Annotated in this window: 19 protein-coding genes; 6 read left to right on the top strand and 13 right to left on the bottom strand. The window is 33.7% G+C overall.

From position 1 onward, the window contains the following. Positions 1 to 29 precede the first annotated feature (29 nt). A complete protein-coding gene (tpx, locus tag ACKPCA_RS05740; protein ID WP_054722936.1) occupies positions 30 to 545 on the bottom strand; it encodes a thiol peroxidase in 516 nt (171 codons plus the stop codon). Between the two features lie 123 nt (positions 546 to 668). Next, positions 669 to 3167 carry an ATP-dependent Clp protease ATP-binding subunit gene (locus tag ACKPCA_RS05735; RefSeq protein WP_321281863.1) on the bottom strand — a complete coding sequence of 833 codons (2499 nt, stop codon included), beginning with the start codon at positions 3165 to 3167 and terminating at the stop codon, positions 669 to 671. A gap of 300 nt (positions 3168 to 3467) precedes the next feature. Between ACKPCA_RS05735 and gyrA the strand changes: the two genes are divergently transcribed. The 3 genes from gyrA (at position 3468) to ACKPCA_RS05720 (ending at position 8499) form a co-directional block, all read left to right on the top strand. Continuing rightward, complete coding sequence (gene gyrA / locus ACKPCA_RS05730) at positions 3468 to 5966, top strand: DNA gyrase subunit A (RefSeq protein WP_054722930.1); 2499 nt, start codon at positions 3468 to 3470, stop codon at positions 5964 to 5966. Positions 5967 to 6068: 102 nt separating this feature from the next. Then, complete coding sequence (locus ACKPCA_RS05725; protein ID WP_321281862.1) at positions 6069 to 7238, top strand: tetratricopeptide repeat protein; 1170 nt, start codon at positions 6069 to 6071, stop codon at positions 7236 to 7238. Between the two features lie 91 nt (positions 7239 to 7329). Next, a complete protein-coding gene (locus tag ACKPCA_RS05720; RefSeq protein ID WP_321281861.1) occupies positions 7330 to 8499 on the top strand; it encodes a tetratricopeptide repeat protein in 1170 nt (389 codons plus the stop codon). 114 nt (positions 8500 to 8613) lie between these two features. On the opposite strand, the gene ACKPCA_RS05715 is transcribed toward ACKPCA_RS05720, so the two are convergent. The 4 genes from ACKPCA_RS05715 to ACKPCA_RS05700 all read right to left on the bottom strand — a co-directional run bounded on the left by ACKPCA_RS05715 (position 8614) and on the right by ACKPCA_RS05700 (position 13222). Further along, entirely contained in the window at positions 8614 to 10320 is a 1707-nt protein-coding gene (locus tag ACKPCA_RS05715; protein WP_321281860.1) for a hybrid sensor histidine kinase/response regulator, read from the bottom strand. Between the two features lie 9 nt (positions 10321 to 10329). Beyond that, positions 10330 to 11427 (bottom strand): FIST signal transduction protein, encoded by a 1098-nt coding sequence (locus ACKPCA_RS05710; RefSeq protein ID WP_321281859.1) that lies wholly within the window; start codon positions 11425 to 11427, stop codon positions 10330 to 10332. Between the two features lie 157 nt (positions 11428 to 11584). Continuing rightward, complete coding sequence (locus ACKPCA_RS05705; protein ID WP_321281858.1) at positions 11585 to 12754, bottom strand: adenylate kinase; 1170 nt, start codon at positions 12752 to 12754, stop codon at positions 11585 to 11587. Between the two features lie 93 nt (positions 12755 to 12847). After that, positions 12848 to 13222, bottom strand: a complete 375-nt coding sequence (locus ACKPCA_RS05700; RefSeq protein WP_321281857.1) for a DUF7670 domain-containing protein — start codon at positions 13220 to 13222, stop codon at positions 12848 to 12850. Positions 13223 to 13436: 214 nt separating this feature from the next. Between ACKPCA_RS05700 and ACKPCA_RS05695 the strand changes: the two genes are divergently transcribed. Genes ACKPCA_RS05695 through ACKPCA_RS05685 form a run of 3 tightly spaced genes read left to right on the top strand, consistent with a single transcriptional unit; the run spans position 13437 to position 16042 of the window. Next, the gene (locus ACKPCA_RS05695; protein WP_054723054.1) at positions 13437 to 13838 is read left to right on the top strand and encodes a hypothetical protein; all 402 of its coding nucleotides are present in this window, start codon (positions 13437 to 13439) and stop codon (positions 13836 to 13838) included. Between the two features lie 4 nt (positions 13839 to 13842). Beyond that, positions 13843 to 14874 carry a glycoside hydrolase family 130 protein gene (locus ACKPCA_RS05690; RefSeq protein WP_321281856.1) on the top strand — a complete coding sequence of 344 codons (1032 nt, stop codon included), beginning with the start codon at positions 13843 to 13845 and terminating at the stop codon, positions 14872 to 14874. Between the two features lie 7 nt (positions 14875 to 14881). Continuing rightward, positions 14882 to 16042 (top strand): glycosyltransferase, encoded by a 1161-nt coding sequence (locus tag ACKPCA_RS05685; RefSeq protein WP_321281855.1) that lies wholly within the window; start codon positions 14882 to 14884, stop codon positions 16040 to 16042. Here ACKPCA_RS05685 and ACKPCA_RS05680 read toward each other — a convergent pair. The 7 genes from ACKPCA_RS05680 to cobC all read right to left on the bottom strand — a co-directional run bounded on the left by ACKPCA_RS05680 (position 16039) and on the right by cobC (position 24078). After that, complete coding sequence (locus ACKPCA_RS05680; RefSeq protein ID WP_321281854.1) at positions 16039 to 17526, bottom strand: glycoside hydrolase family 130 protein; 1488 nt, start codon at positions 17524 to 17526, stop codon at positions 16039 to 16041. The two genes, ACKPCA_RS05685 and ACKPCA_RS05680, sit on opposite strands and share 4 nt — an antisense overlap. Positions 17527 to 17599: 73 nt before the next feature. After that, complete coding sequence (locus tag ACKPCA_RS05675; protein WP_321281853.1) at positions 17600 to 18205, bottom strand: trimeric intracellular cation channel family protein; 606 nt, start codon at positions 18203 to 18205, stop codon at positions 17600 to 17602. A gap of 138 nt (positions 18206 to 18343) precedes the next feature. After that, on the bottom strand, positions 18344 to 20605 hold the full coding sequence (locus tag ACKPCA_RS19455; protein ID WP_321281852.1) for an NADP-dependent malic enzyme: 2262 nt from the start codon (positions 20603 to 20605) through the stop codon (positions 18344 to 18346). A gap of 193 nt (positions 20606 to 20798) precedes the next feature. Then, positions 20799 to 21263, bottom strand: coding sequence for a hypothetical protein (locus ACKPCA_RS05660; RefSeq protein WP_321281851.1), 465 nt, complete (start codon positions 21261 to 21263; stop codon positions 20799 to 20801). A gap of 97 nt (positions 21264 to 21360) precedes the next feature. Beyond that, on the bottom strand, positions 21361 to 22041 hold the full coding sequence (locus ACKPCA_RS05655; RefSeq protein ID WP_321281850.1) for a tetratricopeptide repeat protein: 681 nt from the start codon (positions 22039 to 22041) through the stop codon (positions 21361 to 21363). A 104-nt stretch (positions 22042 to 22145) separates the two neighbouring features. Further along, positions 22146 to 23015, bottom strand: coding sequence for a glucosaminidase domain-containing protein (locus tag ACKPCA_RS05650; protein WP_321281849.1), 870 nt, complete (start codon positions 23013 to 23015; stop codon positions 22146 to 22148). A 532-nt stretch (positions 23016 to 23547) separates the two neighbouring features. Next, entirely contained in the window at positions 23548 to 24078 is a 531-nt protein-coding gene (gene cobC, locus ACKPCA_RS05645) for an alpha-ribazole phosphatase (protein WP_321281848.1), read from the bottom strand.

Here is a 24078-nt window from a genome sequence, read left to right as displayed (position 1 = left end):
GAGCTTTCTGTTTATTTTATAAGCTTCATTTAAACTAAAGATTTAGCCACCTCTAAAGCAGCTTCATAATTAGGTTCTTCAGTCATTTCAGCAACATACTCAACATGCTTTACTTCGTTGTTTTTGTCGATAACAACAACTCCACGAGCTAGTAGACGTAATTCTTCAACTACGAAACCATACTTGTACCCGAAATCACATTCTTTATGATCCGATAAAGTAACCAGGTTTTCGATACCTTCAGCACCACAGAAGCGACCTAAAGCAAATGGAAGATCGTTTGATAATGTAATGATTTGAATGTCTTTATCAAGCGATGCAGCTTCTTTGTTAAATCTGTGAGTTTGAGCAGAACAAACGCCTGTGTCAATTGAAGGAAATACAGAAAGGATTTTTACTTTTCCATCAAAATCAGAAAGTTGAACTGGAGATAAGTCTTGTCCAAGAGCTGTGAAATTTTCAGCTTTCATTCCTGTATTTATTTCAGTACCTACTAAAGTCATTGCATTTCCTGCAAATGTAACTTTGCTATTGTTTTTTTGCATAATTATGTATTTTGTTGTTTCGATCAAAGATAGAAATTGTTTTGATTTATTCTAAATAAATAGGAATAAAAAAGTGTGAAAAAAGCATAAAAAAAACCGGAGATTAACTCTCCGGCTTATTTTTTATTCTAGCTCTTTTTGAGCCTTTAATATTTTGGTGGTGATTTTTTGTTTCGATTTGTCTAAACCTACCGAAATTGTATCACCTTCAGAGATACTAGCTTTAATAATAACTTCCGCCATTTCATCTTCCAGGTACTTTTGAATAGCTCTTTTTAGAGGCCTTGCCCCAAACTGAACATCATATCCTTTTTCAGCGATAAAATCTTTTGCAGCAGTCGAAATTTTGATATTGTATCCTAGATCTTTAACTCTCCTGTATAATCCGTTAAGTTCTATGTCGATAATCTTATGAATATCCTTTTGAGTTAATGAATTGAACATGATCAAATCATCAATTCTGTTCAGAAATTCAGGAGCAAAGGCTTTTTTCAATGCCTTTTGAATAATGCTATTGGCATAATCATTTGAATCATTTCCACCAGTTTGGAAACCAATGCCTTTGCCAAAATCTTTCAACTCACGACTACCAATATTAGATGTCATGATGATGATAGAATTTTTGAAATCGACTCTACGGCCAAGACTATCTGTTAACTGACCATCATCCAGCAATTGAAGTAGAATATTGAATACATCAGGATGTGCTTTTTCAATTTCATCCAGAAGTACAACTGAATAAGGCTTTCTTCTTACTTTTTCGGTCAGTTGTCCACCTTCTTCATACCCAACGTACCCCGGAGGAGCTCCAACCAATCTTGATACAGCAAATTTTTCCATGTATTCACTCATATCTATACGAATCAAAGCGTCTGTGCTGTCGAATAGGTATTCGGAAAGAACCTTAGCAAGTTGGGTTTTACCAACTCCTGTAGGACCTAAGAAAATAAATGTTCCAATGGGCTTGTTAGGGTCTTTTAAACCAGCACGATTACGTTGAATGGCTTTTACAATTTTAGCAATTGCATCATCCTGACCAATTACTTTACCTTGCAATTCTTCATCCATTTTAAGTAAGCGAGAACCTTCAGCTTGTGCAATTCTCTTAACAGGAACTCCTGTCATCATTGCCACAACTTCCGCAATATCTTCTTCAGAAACTTTTTCCTTTTTCTCACTTAGTTCTTTTTCCCACTTGTCTTTTTCCTTTTCAAGATCTTCAGTAAAGTTTTTCTCCTTATCTCTGAAGCTAGCTGCCAACTCAAACTTCTGTGCTTTTACAGCTTTAATTTTATTTTGACGAGTCTCTTCAATTTTTTTCTCTAACTCTTCAATAATTACCGGAACGTGAATGTTCGAAATGTGAACACGAGAACCAGCTTCATCCAAGGCATCAATTGCTTTGTCCGGAAGGTATCTGTCGCTTATATATCTTGATGTTAGTTTTACACAAGCCTTAATAGCTTCTTCGGTGTAGTATACATTGTGATGATCTTCGTAACGTTCTTTGATGTTGTTAAGAATCTCAATAGTTTCTTCTGCAGAAGTAGGTTCAACCATCACTTTTTGGAAACGTCTTTCCAAAGCACCGTCTTTCTCTATATTCTGCCGATATTCATCAAGGGTTGTTGCTCCAATACATTGAATTTCTCCACGTGCAAGAGCTGGTTTTAACATGTTCGCAGCATCTAATGAGCCAGTTGCACCACCAGCTCCAACAATGGTATGAATCTCATCGATAAACAAGATTATATCTGTTGTTTTGGAGAGTTCATTTAGAATGGCTTTCATTCTTTCTTCGAATTGTCCACGATACTTTGTTCCTGCAACAATAGAAGCCAAATCTAAGGTTACCACTCGTTTCCCAAATAACACTCTCGAAACTTTCTTTTGAACAATTCTAAGAGCCAATCCTTCCGCGATAGCAGATTTACCAACGCCAGGTTCACCAATCAGAATAGGATTGTTCTTTTTACGACGACTTAGGATTTGCGCTAATCGTTCAATTTCTGTCTCTCTACCCACAATAGGGTCCAGAGTTCCTTCTTCGGCAGATTTTGTGATATCAATACCAAAATTATCCAATACAGGAGTTTCAGATTTACCACGAGTACTTGATCCTTTTGATCCACCAGACAAACCACCTTTTCCTTCACGCTCTTCGGAAGGAAAATCAGCCTGAGCTTTAGGGAATAAGGTTTTTAAGTTTTCTTTTACCTTATTATAGTCGATGGTTTGGTCCTCTAATATTTGAGTAACCATACTCTTGTCATCCTTTAAAATAGCTAGGAGTAAATGACTGGTATCAATGGTGTTATTTTTTAGGGCCTTAGCCTCTAAATAAATCAATTTAAGAACTCTTTCAGCTGATCGTTGTAAAGGAATGTTGTTTTGATCTAAATCAGTAATTGTATCTGATTTAATTTCCCTTTCAATGTTTTTTCTGATGTCGTAAAGATCAACACCCAAAGAGATAAGGATATCAACAGCAATGCCTTCACCTTCACGAAGAATCCCTAAAAATAAATGTTCCGTTCCAATAGCACTGTTTCCAAGCCTTTCAGCTTCTTCTTTGCTGTATGAAAGAACATCTTTAATACGAGGTGAAAATTTTGAATCCATATAGTAGGTCTTTTAATTATATTCTAAATGATTGTCAATATTCGACTATATATCTGTCGATTTGATTAAAGCAACATTAAAATAATGAAAAAATATTAGATACAGCCTAATTTCCAGATCAAATTTCAATTAAAAACTCAATTGGAATCGGAATTAAACTAGAAATCAAGCTATAAAGTAAAAATGTCAAATATTTATCTTAATCTACACGCAAATATAGCTGCTTTTCTTACGCAAAAATCACATATTTTGTTACTTTTGTAGTTCTGAGAAAAGTTTAGAATTTTAAATTAATTATAGATGACTACGGGAGAAAGAATTATTCGTATCAACATCGAGGAGGAAATGAAATCAGCCTATATCGATTATTCGATGTCGGTTATTGTTTCCAGAGCTTTGCCAGATGTTAGAGACGGCTTAAAACCGGTTCACCGAAGAGTACTTTTCGGAATGGGCGAGTTAGGTATCACAGCAAATAAACCGTATAAGAAATCAGCAAGAATTGTTGGTGAGGTACTGGGGAAATATCACCCGCATGGTGATAGCTCTGTATACATGACCATGGTTCGTATGGCTCAGCACTGGTCTTTACGATACCCATTGATTGACGGGCAAGGGAACTTTGGTTCTGTAGATGGCGATAGTCCTGCTGCTATGCGTTATACAGAAGCAAGAATGGATAAGATTGCTGAAGAAATCCTATCGGATCTGGATAAAGATACTGTTGATATGGTTCCAAACTTTGATGAATCATTAAAGGAGCCCACTGTACTTCCAACCCGTATTCCTAACCTTCTTGTAAATGGTGCTTCTGGTATTGCAGTAGGTATGGCAACCAATATGCCTCCGCATAATTTATCGGATACTATAGATGCGATTGTAACCACCATTGATAATAAAGAAGTGGAAATGGATGAGCTTATTAAAATTATAAAGGCTCCTGATTTTCCAACAGGTGGAACGATATATGGATATCAAGGTGTTAGAGAGGCATTTGAGACAGGTAAAGGTCGCGTAGTTGTTCGTGCCAAGACAAACATTGAAACGGATGAAAAAGGCCGTGAAAAGATAATTGTGACTGAAATTCCTTACATGGTTAATAAAGCAGAGCTTATTATGAAGGCTGCTGATTTAATCAACGATAAAAAGATTGATGGAATTTCGAATGTAAACGATGAATCAGACCGTAATGGTATGAGAATCGTTTTCGATCTTAAGAGAGATGCAATTGCAAATGTTGTATTGAATAAATTATTTAAATACACGCAAATGCAAGCCTCTTTTAGTGTAAACAATATTGCACTGGTAAAAGGTCGTCCAAAATTGCTTAACCTACGTGATTTGATTGATAATTTCGTAGAGCATAGACATGATGTTGTTGTACGCAGAACTCAATATGAATTAAGACAAGCTGAAAATAAAGCACACATCCTAAAAGGATTGATTATTGCTTTGGATCATATTGATGAAGTGATTGCATTGATCAGAGGTTCTAAAACTCCGGATGAAGCGAAGAGTGGATTGATGAGCAACTTTGAGTTGGATGAAATTCAAGCTAAAGCAATTCTTGACATGCGTTTGCAGAAGCTAACAGGCTTAGAACGTGAAAAATTGCATGCAGAATACGAAGAGTTGATGAAGCTGATCGATCACTTGAAGGAAATTCTTGCCAATGAATCGATGAGAATGGATATCATTAAAGAAGAATTGTTAGAAGTAAAAGCAAAATACGGTGATGAAAGAAGAACCGATATTGTTTATGCTTCTGAAGAATTTAATCCTGAAGATTTCTATGCTGACGAGGAAATGGTGATTACGATTTCTCACATGGGTTACATTAAGCGTACTCCATTAGCAGAATTCAAGACACAGAATAGAGGTGGTGTTGGTTCGAAAGGATCAATTACTAGAGAAGAAGATTTTCTTGAGCACATGATTATGGCAACCATGCATAATACTATGTTGTTCTTTACAGAGAAAGGAAAATGCTTCTGGCTTAAAGTATACGAAATTCCAGAAGGAACTAAGCAATCGAAGGGGAGAGCCATTCAAAATCTGTTGAATATTGAGCCAGATGACAATGTGAAGGCTTATATTAATGTTCTTAACCTAAAAGAAGAAGAGTATATTCACAACAATTACATTGTTCTATGTACCAAAAAAGGTGTTGTTAAGAAAACTCCTCTTGAAGCTTATTCTCGTCCTAGAGTAAATGGAGTAAATGCAATTACCGTTCGTGAAGGAGATCAACTTCTTGAAGCAAAACTTACCAATGGTAAAAATGAAATTGTAATTGCCGGACGTTCGGGTAAAGCCATTCGATTTGCTGAAGATCAGGTTCGTTCAATGGGTAGAACCGCCTCTGGAGTGCGTGGAATTACGCTGAAAGACGAGAGTGATGAAGTTGTTGGCATGATATGTGTTGAGAATGGAGAAGAGGATATTCTTGTTGTTTCGGAAAATGGTTATGGTAAGAGATCAAATATTGATGATTACAGAATTACCAATAGAGGTGGTAAAGGTGTTAAAACCATAAGTATTACCGAAAAAACCGGTGATTTGATAGCTATTAAGAATGTTACTGATAATGATGATTTGATGATTATCAACAAATCAGGTATTACCATTCGATTGGCAGTTTCTGATCTGCGAGTGATGGGACGCGCGACTCAAGGGGTTCGTTTGATTAATTTGAGTAAGAAGAGCGATGCTATTGCTGCAGTAGCGAAAGTAAATTCATCCAATGGAGAAGATGAAGAAAATGGATCGGAGCAAGCAACGGAAAATGGTGAAGAATAGTATTTTGATACTTAGAATTATTATAAAGTGATTAATCTTGTTCGAATTTTCAAAGAAAGGTATATTTTTGTTCGAGATTGTTATAAAAACTAAACATTGATTATGAGAAAATTATCATTAATTCTGGTTATGATTTTGAGCGTTTCAGCTGTATTCGCACAAAAAAGTAAGGTTACCGGAGCACAAAACTTTCTTACTTCTGGTAAGTTAGATAAAGCTAAAGAAGCTATTGATGAAGGAATTCAGCATGAAAAATGTGTAAACTATTCAAAAGCTTATCTTATAAAAGGAAAAGTGTATCAAGGTATTTTTGAAAGTCCACTTCCTGCATATAAAGATTTGGATAAAAATCCACTTGACGTTGCTTATGCTGCATACTTGAAAGCTTTAGAATTGGATGAAAAAGGGAAAATGGTTAAGCCTGTAAAAGCACAGATGACCAATATGATTCCTGATTACACCAATGAAGCAGTAAATCGCTATAACGATGGCGATTACGCTGGAGCACTAGTTGCTTTTGAAAGAGTGTTGGAAATTGAAGCTATGGATATGTTTAAAGATAATCCTGTAGTAGATACTGCAGTTATTTTTAATGCTGGTATGGCTGCCCAAAAAGCCGAAAATTTGGAGAAAGCCATTAAGTATTACAAGCAATCTATTGATTACAACTATGGAGGAGCTAAATCATATGCTAACTTGGCTAATGCTTTAAAGACGAATGGTAATGAACAAGAAGCAGTAAAATACCTTCACAAGGGATTTGAGTTGTTCCCAAATGATTCATGGATGTTAGTTGAGCTAATTAACTACTATATGTTGGGAGGAGAGCCTCAAAAAGCTGCAGATTACCTTGACAAAGCAATTGCTTTAGATCCTAATAACGGTTCTTTCTATCGTGCAAAAGGTACTTTATATGAAAAGACTAAAGAGCCTGCAAAAGCTGAGGAAATGTACATAAAAGCTTTAGAATTAACTCCAGATGATTATACATCTCAGTATAACTTAGGGCTTTTGAAATTGAATGCAGCAATTGCAAAGCACAAGGAAGCGAATGAAATTATGGATGCTAAAAAGTACAACGCAGCAATTAAAGTTGTTTACGAAGAGTATGAAAAAGTAATTCCATATTTTGAAAAAGTTCTTGAAATGCAACCAGATGAGAAAAACTCATTAATTACATTGAAAGAATTATATTTCAAGCTTAGAAATGAAAATGAATCTTATTTAGAAAAATACAACGAAGTGAAAGCTAAGTTGGACGGAATGGAATAAGATTTCTATATTGACATAAAAAAGAGGGAAACATTGTGTTTCCCTCTTTTTTTTATACATTTAAACATTATTAAGTTTAATTATAGAAAGCATGAGAAAAATATTATTCATTTTAGTTATGATTTTGAGCGTTTCTTCTGTATTCGCACAAAAAAGTAAGGTTACCGGAGCGCAAAACTATCTTATATCAGGTAAGTTAGATAAAGCTAAAGAAGCTATTGATGAAGGAATTCAGAACGAAAAATGCGTAGACTACCCAAAGGCCTACCTTATAAAAGGTAAAGTTTACCAAGGTATTTTTGAAAGTCCACTTCCAGCATATAAGAACTTAGAGAGAAATCCTTTAGATATTGCTTATGCGGCATATTTAAAAGCACTTGAGTTAGATCAAAAAGGGAAGATGCTTAAACCTGTAAAAATTCAAATGACTAATATGATTCCTGATTTCACAAACGAAGCTGTGAACTGCTATAACAATAGAGATTATGCGGGAGCATTGTCTGCATTTGAAAAAGTTCTTGAAATTGAGTCCATGGATTTATTTAAAGATAATCCTGTAGTAGATACAGCGGTTATTTTTAATGCTGGTATGGCTGCTCAAAAAGCTGAAAATTTTGAGAAAGCCATTAAGTACTACAAGCAATCTATTGATTACAACTATGGCGGGGCAAAAACATATGCTTATTTGTCGAAAGTGTTAAAAGCAAATGATAATGAAAAAGAGGCTGTAGAATATATCCACAAAGGATTTGAATTGTTTCCAAATGATTCAGATATGCTTGTTGAATTGATCAATTATTACATGTTTGGAGGAGAACCACAGAAAGCTGCAGATTATCTTGATAAAGCGATAGCTTTGGATCCCAATAATGCATCTTTTTATAGTGCAAAAGGGCAATTGTATGATAAAATGGGAGAGTTGGAAAACGCCGTTGCAATGTATAAAAAATCAATAGAATTAGATCCTGGAAAGTTTATTCCTAGATATAATTTGGCCATTATAGAAGCAAATAAAGTTAGTAAGCATCATAAAGAAGTTAATGAAATTATGGATGCTAAAAAATACAACGAAGCATTAAAAGTGGTGTATAGCGAGTACGAAAAAGTAATACCATATTTCGAAAGTGCACTTGAAGTAAACCCAGGTGAAAAGAATTCCTTGATGATTTTGAAGGAGATTTATTTTAAACTTAGAAATCAAAAAGAACTTTATTTAGAAAAATATAACGAGGTGAAGGCTCAATTGGATAGCATGGAATAAAACCAAAAAAGGAACCATAAAATTGGTTCCTTTTTTTTATCTATATAAAAATAACATAATATGAATTATAAGACTTTTATATTGCAGCATATCAATACATTACTATTCTATGTTCTATAAATAATCTTGAAGTATCTGAATTAATTTTCTTGGATCAATTGGTTTGGTAATAAAATGATCAGCTCCTGCAAGCAAACATTCTTCACGTTCATTATTCATTGCATATGCAGTTTGTACAATTACAGGAATTGATTTATTTGTGTCTTTAATCTGCTTAATAGCTTCCATACCACTTATTTCAGGCATTCTGATATCCATTAAAACCAAATCGATTTTTGGGTTGTTATGACGACAGATTTGAATTGCCTCTTTTCCATTTTTAGCCCAAACCACTGATGCGTCGGTTAATTCTATAATCGCGTTTAAATAATTAAAATTAGATTTCACATCTTCTGCAATTAAAATATTCTTTTCAGAAAAGTCTAAATCATTAATGGAACTTAGGCTATTGTCAGAGTCAGGTTTTGCATCATTCAATAAGTCCATTTGAATTCTACCATTGCCAGATAATCTGAAATAAAAGTTTGATCCAATACCTTCTTCCGAATCAAACCATATTTCACCCTCTAACAATTGAATTAATTTTTTACACAAAGTAAGCCCTAATCCAAATCCTTCGAATTTTCTATTGGCTTCATAATCCAATTGACGAAAAACTTCAAATATATGGTTCTGTTTTTGATGCGAAATTCCTATACCTGTATCTCTTATGTAAAACACTGGTATTGAGTTGTCATCTATGTAGTATCCTAATTCAACATTGCCGGTATACGTAAATTTAATGGCATTATCCACCAAACTATCCATTATTTGAATCAATTTATCTCGATCCGATTTAATTTGTATATTCTCGGAATTATTAGGAAATACCAATTTAAAATTTACTTGAGGCTTATTGGTGAGCTGAGCGCTCAAATGAGCTTTTACTTCCCTTAATGTTTCATTGATTTTAAAGGTTTTCAAGGTGTAATTTAGTTGATTTGAATCAACTTTTGATACATACAATAAATTATTCACCATCTTAAGTAGTTTACTGCTACTATTCAGAATGTTATCAACAAACTCTTTTTGTTCTATTTGATCAATATCTTGATTTTTTAATAGATTTGAAAAGCCAATTATTGCATTAATAGGAGTTCTAAATTCATGGCTGATATTTGAAAGAAATGCCGATTTTAATTCATTGGATTCTTCTGCTGCTTTCTTTGCTTTCTCTAATTCTTTCTGAGTTTTGGAAATTGTAATAAGATCGAGAATAGATTTTTCATGGAGCAAACATGCTTTTACAGAAATAGCAAATTTATTTATTACATTTTTAAGTTTTCTTTGTTCAATTTCATTCCAAATTTTGTTTTGAGCAGACGAATACAAAACAATAAAACCCAAATCCTGTAATTCGTAGCAGGTAATTACACCTTTCTCTTGCTTTTTAAAACCAATAGCTTCTATTGTTTCCCTTGTTAAAGGAATTGAAAATGAATCTTTATCTTCAAAGCATCGGTTTAAAAAGTCAGAGTCTTCTATATCAGTTTGTTCAAGTTTGATTTGTGGATGTGAATAGATTACTGTATAGCCTGTAGTTTTTACTGAATATGGAATGCTATAATTTCGAATCCATACGCCTCCAAACTCCAGATTTTTTCCAGACATCAGAGTTTGTAAAAAATTTTTGCAGTTTTCCTTTCTATCTAAAGACTGTCCTACAGATAATGAAAGTTCGTATAGAAACGATATATCAGTAATTAAACTATTTGTATTCATTATTATAAATTAATAAGCTAGTCCTAAAACAATCGATTTGTTAAGCAATTCCAAATATCCTTCTCCACTGGAATATATTTCCCCTATAGATAAGGCACCTTCTAATTCGCAATAAGGAAAATTTGTAACTAGTTCATTGTTAAAAGATTCCAATTCATTATCAAATCGATTTTGTAAGTGTTTAACTCTTGATATACAGCTAAACATTATAGCTATAGGATTATTTACAGATTCTGCAAAACAATTTGCTATCATTGTGCTTGAGATATTTTCCAGTTTGTCTTTTTCTATTGCTAGGATATCAATTAATGAATTTTCTGGAATGTTACCCACGCAGGTTATGTGTCCCTTGGAATTTACTTCAAATGGATCTCGAACAATATAATCTCTGTCTTCTTTATAGATTCCAAATGGAAAATGAATTGAATGAGAAGAGAAATTCTCTTTTGTGAGATTTAGGTTTTGGGTTTCTTTGAGACATTTTTGATATACTTCGAACGCATTTTCCCAATTGAGTTCCTTAATTAAATTCTTTTCTGATTTGGTGACAATAAATGGTCCTTCAGATTTCTGCCAACCATGTTTTGCGTCCATTTTAGTATTTGAATTGAGGAAAACAATAATGGTTCCTGTATTAAAAACACCATCATTTGTTAATAAGATGCCTTTATCTTTGGTTTCCAAACAGCCTACACCCCCACCAAAGAACCGAACATTATTGCCTAAGTGTGTAAATAATGTAGTCAAATGATCGGATGCCTTTTCGGAAAGACCATCAATTAAAGTAAATGCAGTAGTAAATTGATGGTTGTGATAGTTTGCAAATTGATTTAAGAACTCCTCTTCAGAGTTGAAATAAATCGGAACCACATCCAAATCGATCTTTTTAATGATCATACCAGTATCGGACGTAATGCTTTTGTAAATTACTTTTGGAAAAACTCCTCCTATAAATAAGTGTTTTGCTTTATTCAATGAAAGAACTAGTTCCTTCAGATTTAGTTTACAGTTTTCTCCTATCAATAATAAAAATTGAGTATTATCAGAAACAGAAAGTTCCTTTAAGCCTTTAAGAATACTATTGATAGTAGGTTTTTCTAAATACATAAACCCGAACAGTGATTGGTGTCATCTACAATGTTAGCAAAATAAAAAAATAATTTTTCTCAGATTTGATAAAATATCAAAATGAGATTGTCAAGCGGTGTATTTTGTGTTTTATCGAAAAAAAATGCCGGTTTTTAAATCAAAACCGGCATTTATATTATCTAATTTTTTTAAATGATTCTATAACAGCTTCACTAAGTCGATCAGCAACCAAATCTTCATCTCCAACTCCATCAACTAATTCTAGTTTATTTTGTTTCGAATAGTACTCACTTACTTTAGAACTTCTTTTTTCATGCTGCTCCAATCGATGAATAATTATATCTGTATCAGCATCATAAGCTCTTTTGCTCTGTGTTTTGCTTCGGGCTGTTAACCTTTTAATAGATTCTAATGTAGGTACATTTAAATTAATGGCAGAAGTAACAGTGGATTGAAGTTTTCTTAGCAATCCATCCAATATATATGCCTGAACAATTGTTCTTGGGAATCCTTTAAAAATAAATCCATTTGCATTAGGATGTTTTTTAATTTGCCTTTCAATTAGTTTAATGGCAATTTCATCAGGAACAATATCCCCTTTCTCGATATAAGTTTTAGCACTTTTACCCATTTCGGTTCCTTTCTTAATTTCCTGACGCATTAAATGTCCGGTTGAAATATAAACCAAGTTGAATTTTTCTGCTAATTTTCTTCCCTGAGTTCCTTTCCCTGATCCTGGAGGTCCAAGAAGGACTAAATTGATCCAAGATTTTTCAAGCGTTTGATCAATAACATTCGTTAGACGATCGAAAATCTGATTAATACCACCTAATCCATCAATCCCATGATAGATTTCCTTTTCCTTGTAAAAATTAGCTACCGGAGCAGTTTTTGTATCATATTCCTTTAATCTAACATTGATTACTTCTTCAGTATCATCTGGTCTGTTCTCTTTTGTTGCTCTGTCAAGCAAACGATTGCGTAGTTGATCCGCAGGAACTTCCAAGCTCAACATACAATCTAACTTTGTGTTCATCTTTAGAAGTAAACCTTCCAGAATATATGCCTGTACCGTTGTGCGAGGAAAACCATCAAATAAAAAGCCTTTAACTTCAGTATTTGTTTTAATTCTCTCTTCAATAATCTGAACTATAATTTCATCGGGTACCAAGCCTCCTTTTTTGATTATATCTTTGGCTTGTAGACCAAGTTCAGTTCCTTCCGCAATTTCATTTCTAAGGATATCCCCAGTTGAGATATATGCTAAATTATACTTCTCAACCAGCATTTTAGACTGAGTTCCCTTTCCGGCACCAGGAGGTCCGAACAATGCAATGTTTAACATGTGGTTAAATTTATGTTTTTTAAGTTAGTTAAGACTCAAAATTAGTAATTTTTATGCTACATCTGCCCGTTTTTAATGTTTTTATGTACCCTATTATTTTAAAAACAATCGAGTAGAAAAACTAAATTTTTTAGCAATTCGAAAAACATCTGCAAGCCAACAAAATAGGTGAAGAATACCAATTATCATGAAAATTGGGAAAATAGGTCCTATCCAGAATGAGTAATTTACAAGGGAGAAAAAAATGTATCCCCCAATTAAAAGTACACATCCAATAAATTCAAATTTCCAAACTACAATTAAACCCATTAACATGATTAAATTTCCTATGAATAATTTCACCTCCTGATTGCTCATCATATCCAAATCAGGAGAACCTATTTCAATAGCAAACCAAACAAAAAATAGGAATAGAAATATTCCTAAAAATCTAGCTACCCAACGAACAATATTTATTAATAATTTCAAATCTAATTGTGTTTTGCCATTTTAATTCGGCGCAATTCAAATATAACCGATTTAAAATGGATTTGAAAGTGTGATCTTAAACTAAATCACTTTCTATAAGTTTTACGCTAAAATTTAATAATTTATATACTTGATTATTAATTAATTTAAGTTGACTTTCTTCATTTAAAAACGTATATTTTTTATATGTATCGTACTATTAAAACTTAGTGTTATGAATGCAAATTATATATGTCCACATTGTCGAAACTATCTGAATGTTAATGATAGAATTGTAATTTCAGCGAAAAATGAAAAAGGTCAAAAAGGGGTTCTTTTATTTAGTATACACCTTGGTGATTATGAGATTCTTAAACATGCTAATTTTGAAATGGAGAACAATGAAAAAATATCTATGTTTTGTCCATGTTGCCACAAAAGTTTATTGGACAAAAGAATCCATGAGAACATTTACAAAATTGTAATGCAGGATGAAGAGGATCATGAATATGAGATTTTATTCTCAGGAGTTTATGGTGAACGTTGTACCTATCAGATCTCAGAGGGTAAAGTACATACCTATGGTGAGCATGCAGCCAAATACTTAAATTTTACCAATTTGATTGATATGTCTTGAAATCATGAAGAGACATAAAAGTAATCCATTGATTTGCCCTAGAGATGTTAAAGCTTCCAATCCTTCGTTTAAGGTTTTAGGAGCATTTAATCCTGGAGCAATACAGTTTAAAGATGAAATTCTTCTTTTGATTAGGATAGCTGAGAATTCTTTGCCTGAAGAAAATCACATTACCATTCCATATTACCATAATGGAGAGGCCAAGGTAATGAGAATTGACAAGAACGATCCTGAATTGATTTATAAAGATACACGAGGGTATTTTTATAAAGGTGTGGATTATTTAACGACGATGAGTCACCTGAGGTTGGCTCGAAGTAAAGATGGTATTCACTTTGTTGTAGAGGAAAAACCATTCATATTCCCTACGCTAGATTGTGAATGTTTTGGTGTTGAAGATGCAAGAATAGTTCAAATTGATAACGTTTTTTACATTAATTACACTGCAGTTTCAGGAGATGGATATGTAACTTATTTGGCTAAAACCTTAGACTTTATAAATGTTGAAAAACTGGGAATTGTCTTCCCTCCTTTAAACAAGGATGTGGCATTTTTTCCTGAAAAAGTGAATGGAAAATATGCAGCAATTCATCGCCCGGATAATAAGGGGTTTGGATTGCCTTCTATTTGGTACGCCACTTCTCCTGATATGATGAATTGGGGAGAACATATTTGTTTGTTACGTCCTGATGGTTCAAAAACTGAACAACAAAAAATTGGCGCTGGTTCCTCTCCTATTAAAACCGATGAAGGTTGGCTGGTAATTTACCATGCTAAAGGAGAAGAGAGTATTTATTCCTTAAAATTACTTCTTCTTGACCTCCAGGATCCTACTAAAATATTAAAAAAGTTAGATGCACCTGTGTTGATTCCTGAAATGGAATATGAGAAAAATGGCTTCTTTCCTAATGTTGTTTTCACCAATGGTATAGTGGAAAAGGATAATGGAGAATTATGGATTTATTATGGAGCTTGTGATGAGACGGTTTGTCTTGCAATTACAAGTGTACAAGATCTATTAAAATGTTTTAATTAAGCTTGTTATGAGAATTGCATATGTTTCAACGTATCCGCCTACCGAATGCGGAATAGCAACTTACACTCAATATTTAAGTGATTCTGTAAGCGCTAAAGGAAAAGAAATTAGAATATTGGCTCAAATTGGAGCAAAGGGAGATAATGTATTTGAGGTATATGCACCACATGACAAGGACATTGCTTCTAAATTGTTCTTTTATGTGGAAAGATTAACTCCTGATATTGTTCAAATTGAACATGAGTTTGGCTTATTTGGAGATCAGCGTGGTGTTCAGATTGTAGAGTTTTTAATTCGCTGTAATTTAGCAGATACGCCTGTTGTTGTAACATTGCATACCATTTTTGAAGATCTTAAATATCAAGAAAAATTAATCGTTCAACATATTTTAAATTTGAGCAGTGCTATAATTGTTCATGAAAACTTTCAGAAAGATATTCTTTTGAAGAACTATGATTGTCCTAAACCAATACTTGTTATTCCACATGGAGTGCGTGAAGTTAAGAGAATTAATAATGCAAAGGCATTGCTTGGATTAGAAGGCAAACAAGTACTTTTATTAGCAGGCTATATGAGATCCACCAAAAACTTTGAGAAAATTATTGAATTATTACCACGCTTAGTTGAAAAGAATAAAGATTTAGTTTTGCTAATGGCTTCAAGAAGTAGAATTAATGAGCATTCAGAATATAAGGACCACTTGTATAAATTACTGAACAAGCCAGAAATTAAGAAACATGTTAAAATCATTTATGGTAAATTTCCTCAGTTTACTTTAGATACAATTTTGAGTGCTGCTGATGTTATGACTCTTCCTTATCTTAAGGGAGCTCAAAGTGGCGTATTGGCCCAAGCATCAGCTTTATTGTTACCAGTAGTAACATCCGAATTGATGAGTTTCAAAAACTGGATAGAAGAAGTTAAAGGAGGATTTTATGCTTCAAATGATGATGAATATGTAAATCATATTACCAATTTGCTCCAAGATGCTGACTTAAGGATTGAATTTCAGGAGAATATCAGGATTAATAATGAGAAAATTAATTGGACCCAAATTGCCAATAGACATATTGAATTGTATCAAAAGCTTTTGGTACCGCCCATTGAAGGTGCACAATTCTATTATAGGCCAGAACAATTGGATTCAAGCAGAAAAATAGTGCATTAATAATAAATCATCTTATCAAACAATTCCTTTACTTTAAGGGATGCAATTCCAGAGCGTGAATCAGACATTGCATATGGAAGGATTAGCATGTTATTGTGAATAATTGCGCCACATGAATACACAACGTTAGGCACATAACCGTTTCTTTCTTGTTCGTTAGGAATTAAAAATGGATCCTTTAATAATCCGATAACTTTTGTTGGATCTTCAAGGTCAAGCAGAATAGCACTTATGGTGTAGGTTCGAACAGGACCTACTCCATGGATTAGAAGAAGCCAGCCTTTTTCAGTTTCAATGGGAGAACCACAGTTGCCAATTTGGAAAAATTCCCAATAAAAAGCCGGAGGTTTCAATAGAATAGGATTTTCCCAATATTTTATATTGTCAGAAAACATGATGTACAGGTTTTCATTATCATTTCTTGAAATAGTTGCATATTTGCCATTTATCTTTCTTGGAAATAAGGCCATGCCTTTACCTTTCGACCCTTCACCCAAAAGGACGGATACTTTAAAATGACAAAAATCGATAGTTTCTATTAATTGTGGTAAAGCTGTAAAACCATTGTATGCTGTATATGTTGCATAGTAAATATGTTTTCCTGCACCATTGCCATTTTTAAATAATACAAACCTGGCATCTTCAACTCCTTTGATTTCATTATTTGAAACAGGGAAAATTACTCGTGCACTAATATCCAATTCAGGCGAAAATTTAATTTCATAATTAGCGTTGGCCAACCAAAGTAGTGTTTCTATAGCCTCTTCGCTACTTCTTCCTACTTTTTTATGCTTTATATCCTTCTTTTTCCTGAATATTTGAATGGCTTCCTTCAGTTCGTCAAATGTGAATTCATCCAACAAATTGTCCATTATTTTTGATACCAAATCATAAGTGCCAATTTCTCTTAACTTCAGACAAAAATCACTTTTGAGATATATGGAATTAGGAGTTCGGTTTACGCGTTCAACCAAAGCACTGTTTTTTTGTACCAGTAATTCACCATTCATCCTAATTATTCCTCGTCTAAAAACAATTGAAGAAATATGACCTTCTCCTACAGCTCTAAAACTTAATAGAACCTTTAATCTCCCAGACTCAGAATCGATAGCTTCAGGATGAACAACAATAGAAGGATTAAAAAGTGCAGCAGATTCAATGGAATATTCCATAGTGAAATAAGAACCAATCAATAGCTTTTGCTCTAAGCTAAAGTCATTTTCGAATTCTGTTGTTTTAATAATTTTATCGAAATTGTCCTTGAATATTCTCTTTATGTTACGATGGCGCTTGGAAAAACTTTTTAAGGTTTGATCTAAAATTTTTTTTGCCTCCTCCTCAGACAAAAGGAAAATGCGTTCAAAAATATTCTCAATACGCTTGCTGTTCCCTGGTGTAAAAAAACGAGTTACGACCCTGGAATCATCTGGAGTAAAATGAAGAACTTGTTTGTTTATGGAAATTTCTTTCTCTCTATTAGCCATTAGAATCCTTTTTTAACGAGCTTATTAAATATACGAAATTAGGCTCGTAAAAGAAACAGGAATGGCTTATCGCTTAGTATTTTAATACAGGTAATGAGATTTTAAACCTAATGCAAAGCAATCTAAAAAGAATAATACAAGAAATGGTTAGGAATTGATTTAAGGCAGAATTAATTCCTAACGAGTTTAATAAAATGAATAGTACTCCACCTGCAAGACATGCAGTAGCATAAATTTCTTTTCTGAAAATTAATGGAATATCGTTACATAAGGTATCTCGAATTACACCACCCATGACAGCAGAGAATAAACCCATTATAATTGCCAGAAATGGATGAATTCCCAAGTTCAATGATTTTTCAATCCCTATAATTGTAAAAACGCCAATTCCTATCGTATCAAAAAGAAATAATGTACGTTTTAAGGTCATGATTGTATTTTTGAAAAGAAAAGTAAGAACTACCCCCAAACTAATAATCACGATATAATTTAAATCACTAATCCAGGCAACTGGGAAGTTACCTAAAACCACATCTCTTAGCGTACCACCGCCAATGGCTGTAATAAATCCAGTAAAGTAAGCCCCAAATAAATCAAGCTTTTTATTTGCCGCAGACAATGTTCCACTTATGGCAAATACTAGCGTCCCAATAAGGTCCAGAATATATATTACACTCATGATTTAAATTTTTTGCAAAAATAGAAAGTCCAATGATATAACAATACCAATTGTCAATTAAAATGTGTCTTCTTAATTAAAAAAGAAAAAGGATGGAATTAACTTCCATCCTTTTCATATCTGAGTTAATTTTACAGCTTATCCTTGTGCATCAACTACTGCTATTGCCGTCATGTTAATGATTTCTCTGACAGAACATCCCATTGGTACTATATGGAAAGGTTTTGCTGTTCCCAACAAAATAGGGCCAATATTTTCCAAACCACCAAGATCTTGCATTAGCTTGTAAGCAATATTTCCGGAGCTAAGATTTGGGAAAATGATTGTATTCACATCTTTTCCTTTTATTTTGTTAAAAGCAAAGGTTTCATCTCTCAGCTTTTTATCAAGAGCAAAATTTAATTGCATTTCACCATCAACCGGCAATTCAGGATGATTTTCATGCAGATATTCAATTGCTTTATTGGCTCTTACCGGACTACCTTTTCTTACCGAACCAAAGTTTGAGTAAGATACCATGGCCATAACCGGATCAACATTGAATGTTTTTAATGCTCTGGCTGTACTTAATGTTGTATCAACCAATGATTCAGGTGTTGGTTCTGAATTTACCGTTGTATCGGAGAAGAAAAGTGGTCCTTTCTTGGTCATGATAATGTTCATTCCCACAAGAGTTTTCATTCCTTCTTCAATTCCAATAACTTTGCTGGCAATTTTAAGTGCTTCGAAATATCTGGTTGCATATCCTGAAATAAATGCATCTGCATCGCCATTTTCAACCATCATGGCACCGAAATAATTTCGGTCGTACATTTTCTCAGCTGCTTCCTTATGAGTTAAACCTTTACGTCCTCGTTTCTCACATAAAATATTGGCGTAACAATCTCTTCTATTTCTTTCAGCTTCACTTCTAACATCAATAATATCGGCGCCAGTCAAATCCAATTCATTTTCTTGAACAATGCGCTTGATATTTTCTGCATTACCTAGAATAATTGGCTTTGCAATTCCTTCATGCAATGCAATTTGTGCAGCTTTAAGAACATTAAAGTTATTACCTTCGGCAAATACAACACGTTTTGGGAATCTTTTAGCTTTGTTGAATACTGTTCTCAGTAACTCATTTTCAGTTCCCAACCTTTGCTTCAACTCTTCAGCGTAGGCATCCCAATCGGTAATTTCTTTTTGTGCAACACCTGATTCAACAGCAGCTTTTGCAACTGCAATGGAAACACTTGAAACCAATCTAGGATCCAATGCTTTAGGGATAATATAATGTCTGCCAAATACAATATTGGCTTCATCGTAAGCTGTATGTACTGACTCAGGAACAGGTTCTTTTGCCAATTTGGCAATGGCATGAACCGAAGCGATTTTCATTTCTTCGTTAATAGCTGTAGCTCTAACATCAAGTGCTCCACGGAAAATATAAGGGAAACCTAATACATTGTTGATTTGATTAGGATAATCGGAACGACCCGTTGCTACAATGACATCTTTACGAGCATCGAAAGCATCATTGTATGAAATTTCAGGATCAGGATTTGCCAATGCAAATACAACAGGATTTTCAGCCATTGAAAGAACCATTTCTTTACTCATGATTCCACCAACTGATAAACCTAAAAATACATCGGCACCTACCAAAGCTTGTTCAAGAGTATCAACGTCTTGAGTTGTCATGAACTGTTTTTTCTGCTTGTTCAAGTCGGTGCGTTTGGTGTTGATAACACCGCGACTATCGCACATGATTACATTTTCAGGCTTTACACCTAATGAAATGTAAAGTTTGGTACAAGATATTGCAGCAGCTCCTGCTCCATTTACCACCACTTTTACATCTTCAATTTTCTTATTTCCAAGCTCTAATGCATTTAATAAACCTGCAGCAGAAATAATAGCAGTACCATGCTGATCGTCATGCATTACAGGGATATCAAGTTCCTTTTTTAATCTTTCTTCAATTTCGAAACATTCAGGAGCTTTTATATCCTCAAGGTTGATACCTCCAAAGGTTGGAGCAATTGCTTTTACTGTTTCAACAAATTTATCAACATCAGTTGCATCAACTTCGATGTCGAAAACATCTATATCTGCAAATATCTTAAACAACAGACCTTTACCTTCCATAACCGGTTTTCCGGCTAATGCTCCAATATTACCTAAACCTAGAACTGCGGTTCCGTTAGAAATTACTGCCACAAGATTTCCTTTACCTGTGTAACGATAAGCATCTGCAGCGTTTTTTTCAATTTCAAGACATGGTTCAGCAACACCAGGGCTATAGGCTAAAGCCAGATCTCGTTGAGTTCTGTATGGTTTTGTTGGAATCACCTCAATTTTACCAGGACGTCCTTCGGCATGGTATCTTAAAGCATCTTTAGAACTAATCTTTGCCATTTGTTTGTTTTTCTTCGTGCAACATGCACGGTTAATAGTATTTTGTATGCTGCAAAGATGCTAATAAAAGAGCGTAAGAAATGTGGAGAATTAGTTAAAAACAGTAATGAAATCAGTATCTTACTGAATTACTATTAATTAAGACTAGTGATAAATAACGGAAATTTTTCTTGAATATGTAGGAATGGGAAAACTACCTTTTGTTTTTAATCAACAATGAGTGAGTAAACTTATTTTCAGCCAGGAATTTTTTGTCGTAGGTGTGGCAATTGCCTTCCCAATCGACTAAAACAATTTTGCTTATTTTCCATTCACCGCTTTCCGATTTTTTCTTAAACAAAATTCTACCCAAAAGCATTCCTACTTTGGTTTTTTTCTTATTCTCACAAGTGGTTTGAATCATTTCCTTTCCCGATGGAGATTCGAAGTAAATATCAACTTTGTTTAGTCCTTGCAGAGAATAGGCTCTCAGAGAGAAATAAAGCGTTTCATCAGACTTACTAACATCAATAGATTTTTGAACAAAGTTTACGGAGTGTAAATTGAACTCACCTTTCAATTCACTTTTGGCATAGGATGAAAATGGCAAAATACATACTACCAAGAGCAGAATGCCCTTGAAAAGAATTTTCTGAATGTATTTGCAATTTAATCTCATCATGAACGGCATGAAAATACAATTTCCTATACGAAAGAAAATAAAAAGGGATACTCAATTTTGAGTATCCCTTTTTATTTATATTATTTCTAAGAAATTACTTCACCAATCCTTTAATTGTTGCAATTAAATCTGAAGCTTCTTTTCTTCCTGGATTCATTTTTAATACATCATTTAATGTATTTGTTGATTTTTCAAAATATGATTTAGCTTTATCTTGATTTGCTGGCCAAAATTCAGCTCCTTTATTATAATACAACTGACCCAATGCTAAAAGCGCAGTTTCTTTATATTTAGACTCAATCTCTGCAGCTTTTTTATAAAGGCCTTCAGACTTTTCGAAATTATTTGCTTTTTGTGCAGAGCCAAAGTATTCTTTAGCCAAAGATGCTTTTAATTTCTTATTTTTTGTAGGACAAGCTTCAATACCTTTCTTCAATGTAGCAATCATTTCATCATTCTTCTTTTGCTTTTTCAAAGAATTTGATAAATACTGATATGAATTAAATTTCTTATAATCATTTTCAATTGATTGATTGAAATATTTCTCAGATTTTGCGTAATCTTTTGTTTTGTATGCAGCAACACCTAGGTTATAAACTACTGGCTTATCAACTGTGTCAATTGCAGCAACATAACTTTCCAAGTTTGTCAACGCTGTTTTGTAATCTTTAGATCTTAACGCATCATTACCAGTATTTTTGAATTCCTCGGCTGTTTGTGCAAATAAACTTGTTGCACAAAAACATACTGCAATAAATAAAATTAACTTTTTCATACTTTGAATTTTATGATTATTTGATTTTATATTTTTTCATCAAAACAAGCCTAAAAATAACGATTTCAGAGAAAAATCAAATAAAATTAACACAAAAATATTCTTCAATAAATACTGTTTAGAGGAAATTTATTTAATTGAGCCAATTCAATGGTTTCCTTTTGCAAGTACTTATCATCAATCGTGTAATTGTCGTATTGAGTAAGCTTGTTGTTCTTTATTAGGCTATTGAGTTTCTTCGTGTAAGCCTCTCCAATCTCCGAATATCGATACAATAATGGCACCAGTTTACTAGGATCATTGGTATTTGATCTCTCCAATCTAAATTCCTTATATGCACGTACCCTGGCAATGGTCTGATAATAATCGTCTACCGATTCTTCTATACTGGAATATTTGCGTACATAAATATGTGTAGAATCCCTTCCAACCAATGCTTTAATTCTATTCTCTTCTTTGTTGTAGGACCATATGCCAAAAACATTATTTCCTTCCTGAAAGAATCTGGATGATCCCCAACCTGATTCCAAAGCAGCTTGACCAAGAACGATGCTTGCAGGGTGCGGTTTCAATCTTTTCTTTAATTCGGATATTTCGGAGCAATTGTACTGCTCGAACAACTGAAAAAGGAAAATACTATCGCTCTCGATGTAATTGGGATGTTGTGTTAGCCAGTTTTCAATGTGTTCTACTCTTTTTATTTTCTGATTTAAATTGTGTTGCGCAAGAAGAACAGAAGGCAATAACATTTCTATAAACTTCTGCTTTTTCTCGTTTACAGGAAGCTTTCTTAAGGAAATTACCTTGGTATAGATATAAGGAGTAATAAGGCTGTCAGTAAAGGCATGTACATCATCTTTGCTTCCGATTTCTGCATATTCCGGAGTAACCTTCTCATGCGTGAATACCACACGTTCTGTGCATGATATACACATTAAAAGCAAGCAAATCAAAGAAATAAACAGTTGTTTCATGTTGAATTATTGTTAATTCCAGTTTGCTAAAATACTATTTTATTTTTTGCTGGCAAATTTGAGATGCTTCCCTAAGTTAATTTGGAATGAATGTATCTGATCGTTTTTACCCCTTTTAAATAGGTATTTGTGTAGAAAATCGGACTCTAGTTTTAGGAAAATTTGCATTGCAAGCTTGCAATGCATGTTCGATCATTAAAAAATGTGTATATCACTCTTGCACTGTATATTTTATTACAGAGGAATATATATTTCATGCATGCAAAGTATGTTTTACGCAAAAAAAATAAACTTCACATGCATGCAAAGTATGTTTCACTAGAAAAAAATGATTTGTACATGCTTGCATTGTATGTGGATTTACAAAAAAATATGCTTCTCATGCTTGCAAAGCATATTTTACCCAAAAACTACACTCTTTGCATGAGTGAGAAGTGTGCTTTTTATTTTGTGTAATTAGTTGGTGCCAAGTAAATGGCACAAAAAAGCAGAACCATTAGGTTCTGCTTAAGCTTTTACTATCGAAAGAAGCTTATACATTTACTACAACTACCTCGCCAAATGCTGGTGTTGCGATATTAAATGAATCTTCCAGCTTGATGTTTTTTTCGATGGCCTGAATGGTTCGAATCACACCGCCATGAGTAAACACGGCAACCTTTTTGTGATCTTGTGCTTTCAATTCATTCCAGAATTCTAATACACGATCGCGAAGCATTACAAACGACTCACCATTAGAGCATTTAAGGTTTACAAAATCTTCCATCCATTTCTCAAGGAAAGGATCTTTAATTTCGTCCCAAACTTTTCCTTCCCAATCCCCAAAGTGCAACTCCATTAGTCTAGCTTCCTCCTGGGCTTGATCAGGATAAATATCGTTGGCTAGTTTTTTAGCTCTTGAAAGAGGACTAGTGTAGATTTTATCAAACTCCACTCCATCAAGATTTTTCTTGACAGTTTCCAACTCTTCAGGATATGTTTCGGCCAAATCAACATCTTTTTGTCCGTAGCAAACTCCTTGTTCTACTGCTACTGCGGTATGACGAATTAAATAGATTTCCAT

The sequence above is a fragment of the Marinifilum fragile genome (genome assembly GCF_963677365.1).
Lineage (GTDB): Bacteria > Bacteroidota > Bacteroidia > Bacteroidales > Marinifilaceae > Marinifilum > Marinifilum fragile.
This window is presented reverse-complemented; position numbering and strand designations above follow the sequence as displayed.

Coding starts and splice junctions, on each gene's coding strand:
- ACKPCA_RS05685 (WP_321281855.1), top strand. CDS start 14,882: ATGAGAATTGCATATGTTTCAACGTATCCGCCTACCGAATGCGGAATA.
- ACKPCA_RS05720 (WP_321281861.1), top strand. CDS start 7,330: ATGAGAAAAATATTATTCATTTTAGTTATGATTTTGAGCGTTTCTTCT.
- ACKPCA_RS05695 (WP_054723054.1), top strand. CDS start 13,437: ATGAATGCAAATTATATATGTCCACATTGTCGAAACTATCTGAATGTT.
- ACKPCA_RS05710 (WP_321281859.1), bottom strand. CDS start 11,427: ATGTATTTAGAAAAACCTACTATCAATAGTATTCTTAAAGGCTTAAAG.
- ACKPCA_RS05680 (WP_321281854.1), bottom strand. CDS start 17,526: ATGGCTAATAGAGAGAAAGAAATTTCCATAAACAAACAAGTTCTTCAT.
- cobC (WP_321281848.1), bottom strand. CDS start 24,078: ATGGAAATCTATTTAATTCGTCATACCGCAGTAGCAGTAGAACAAGGA.
- ACKPCA_RS05705 (WP_321281858.1), bottom strand. CDS start 12,754: ATGTTAAACATTGCATTGTTCGGACCTCCTGGTGCCGGAAAGGGAACT.
- ACKPCA_RS05715 (WP_321281860.1), bottom strand. CDS start 10,320: ATGAATACAAATAGTTTAATTACTGATATATCGTTTCTATACGAACTT.
- ACKPCA_RS05655 (WP_321281850.1), bottom strand. CDS start 22,041: ATGAAAAAGTTAATTTTATTTATTGCAGTATGTTTTTGTGCAACAAGT.
- ACKPCA_RS05650 (WP_321281849.1), bottom strand. CDS start 23,015: ATGAAACAACTGTTTATTTCTTTGATTTGCTTGCTTTTAATGTGTATA.
- ACKPCA_RS05675 (WP_321281853.1), bottom strand. CDS start 18,205: ATGAGTGTAATATATATTCTGGACCTTATTGGGACGCTAGTATTTGCC.
- ACKPCA_RS05690 (WP_321281856.1), top strand. CDS start 13,843: ATGAAGAGACATAAAAGTAATCCATTGATTTGCCCTAGAGATGTTAAA.
- ACKPCA_RS05660 (WP_321281851.1), bottom strand. CDS start 21,263: ATGAGATTAAATTGCAAATACATTCAGAAAATTCTTTTCAAGGGCATT.
- ACKPCA_RS05725 (WP_321281862.1), top strand. CDS start 6,069: ATGAGAAAATTATCATTAATTCTGGTTATGATTTTGAGCGTTTCAGCT.
- ACKPCA_RS19455 (WP_321281852.1), bottom strand. CDS start 20,605: ATGGCAAAGATTAGTTCTAAAGATGCTTTAAGATACCATGCCGAAGGA.
- ACKPCA_RS05735 (WP_321281863.1), bottom strand. CDS start 3,167: ATGGATTCAAAATTTTCACCTCGTATTAAAGATGTTCTTTCATACAGC.
- gyrA (WP_054722930.1), top strand. CDS start 3,468: ATGACTACGGGAGAAAGAATTATTCGTATCAACATCGAGGAGGAAATG.
- tpx (WP_054722936.1), bottom strand. CDS start 545: ATGCAAAAAAACAATAGCAAAGTTACATTTGCAGGAAATGCAATGACT.